The 2,169-nt window shown below is 54.2% G+C and carries 2 protein-coding genes; both read right to left on the bottom strand.

Annotated features, from left to right (window positions below):
- Positions 1 to 202: 202 nt before the first annotated feature.
- Positions 203 to 913: a GDP-mannose 4,6-dehydratase gene (locus AB4043_RS25210; protein ID WP_442308487.1), complete on the bottom strand. Its 711-nt coding sequence runs from the start codon at positions 911 to 913 to the stop codon at positions 203 to 205.
- Between the two features lie 38 nt (positions 914 to 951).
- Positions 952 to 2,169 (bottom strand): UDP-glucose dehydrogenase family protein (locus tag AB4043_RS25215; RefSeq protein ID WP_442308488.1); only part of this gene is annotated, 1,218 nt, incomplete at its 5' end.

Consider the following 2,169-nt stretch of genomic DNA (forward strand, 5'->3'; position numbering starts at 1 on the left):
CATTAGAACAAACGGTTAACATTAGAACAAACGGTTAAACAGAAAAGGCCCACACACTTCAGGTGCGTGGGCCTTCCTACTTTGTACCTTAGAGCAATTCTCCTAATACTGTGGTGTTGGAGAAATCTGCGAATGCCGTTTTCTTCGAAGGAAAACGGCGCAAACTGCAAACGCTTCGCTCTACACCTTTAGGAGAAGTGCTCTAGACCGCGGTTGTGGACTTCTCAGCTGCGACGCAGCTTTTGAAATACGGCAATGAGAGTCCAAGCCCTTCATGCAGCATTACTTTCGGTTCCCAACCCAGCAACGTCCTGGCCTTCGTGATGTCCGGGCGGCGCTGCTTGGGATCGTCCTGAGGAAGTGGCTGGAAACTGATCTCACTCTTCGAGCCCGTAATAGCCAGCACCTCTTTAGCACACTCCAGGATCGTCCACTCCACCGGATTGCCGATATTCGTCGGCAGGTGCTCGTTGCTCCACGCTAATTTGACGATTCCATCGATCAGGTCGGAGACATAGCAGAAGCTGCGCGTCTGGGACCCATCGCCGTAAATGGTGAGGGGGTCGCCGCGAAGCGCCTGCATCATGAAGTTTGAGATGACACGTCCATCATTTGCCTGCAGACGAGGACCATAGGTGTTGAAGATGCGCACCAGGTGCGTATTGACGCCATGGTAGCGCTCATACGCGGCAACGGCAGCCTCGCTGAAGCGCTTGGCTTCGTCGTATACACTGCGAGGGCCAATCGGATTGACATTGCCCCAATACGTCTCCACCTGCGGATGCACGAGGGGGTCCCCATAGCACTCCGATGTAGAAGCGTGCAGATATCCAGCCTTATATTTCTTTGCCAGTTCCAGTGTGTTGAGCGTTCCACTAGAACCTACCTGCAGAACAATGCGGCGTTTGCCCATGCTTTTGGGTCTTCTCCTTGTGCGCGTTACGTTCGAGATTAGTGGGCCGGATGAGCCGAAGGGCGTCCAACGCTGGTGTAGTGGAAGCCAGCTTCCGACATCGCTTCAGGCTCGTACATATTACGGCCGTCTACGATGATGGAATAGCGCATCGACTTATTCAGCCGTGCCAGATCGAGCTGGCCGAACTCCGCCCAGTCAGTAAGGATCAAGAGCGCATCAGCATCGTTTGCCGCCTCATAGGGATCGCCCACATACTTGCAGTTCGGCCCCTCAGGCAATTCGAGCTTCGCGCGACTCATGGCAGCTGGATCGAATGCCGCAACCGAGCAGCCCTCAGCCAGCAGCGTCTGTACCAGAGCAATCGCAGGGCTCTCGCGAATGTCATCCGTGTCACCCTTGAAGGCAAGTCCGAGTACCCCCAGTTTCTTGCCGCGCAGCGTCCAAAGGGTCGAACGAACCTTGGCGATAAAACGCTTCTTCTGTTGCTCGTTAATCCGTTCGACTTCTGCCAGCAGATTGAAGCCAAGGCCCATCTGCTCAGCCACCGAACGGAACGCCGAAACATCCTTTGGGAAGCAGGAGCCGCCATATCCGATGCCAGGCCGCAGGAAGCGGGGTCCGATACGCGCGTCCAGTCCCATGCCTTTTGCCACCTGCTCGACGTTTGCGTCAGCTTCCTCGCAAATGTTGGCTACGGCATTGATAAAGCTGATCTTCAATGCCAGAAAGGCATTGGAGGCATGTTTAATGATCTCTGCGCTCTTGGTAGAAGTCAGAAGAATCGGAGGAAGCTCCTCTGTATTGCAGATACCGGTAATGTGCCCTTCCTGCTTGTAATAGGCACCTTCCGTCAGGGGAGCATAAATAGCTTTGAGAAGCTCGGCCGCACGCGGGCTGTCAGAACCTACGACAATGCGGTCAGGATGGAGGAAGTCCTCAACCGCGGTGCCTTCGCGCAGGAATTCGGGGTTTGATACGACATCAAAAAGATGCTTATCTACGCCATTACGCTCAATGACGCGGCGAATCCACTCATTGGTGTAAACAGGCACAGTGCTTTTCTCGACAATGACCTTATACCCATTGATGGAACGCGCAATCTCGGCCGCAACAGCTTCGACATAGGACAGATCAGCATCGCCTGTCTCGCTTTGCGGTGTACCTACAGCAACAAAAATGACATCAGAGTTCTTAGTGGCTTCGCCCAGGTCGGTCGTAAAGGTGACCCGGCCATTTCGATACTTACCCAGCAG

The organism is Terriglobus sp. YAF25 (genome assembly GCF_052113305.1).
Taxonomy (GTDB): domain Bacteria; phylum Acidobacteriota; class Terriglobia; order Terriglobales; family Acidobacteriaceae; genus Terriglobus.

What these genes read in the sequence shown, in the direction of transcription:
- AB4043_RS25210 (WP_442308487.1), bottom strand. Translation starts at nt 913, where the DNA reads ATGGGCAAACGCCGCATTGTTCTGCAGGTAGGTTCTAGTGGAACGCTC.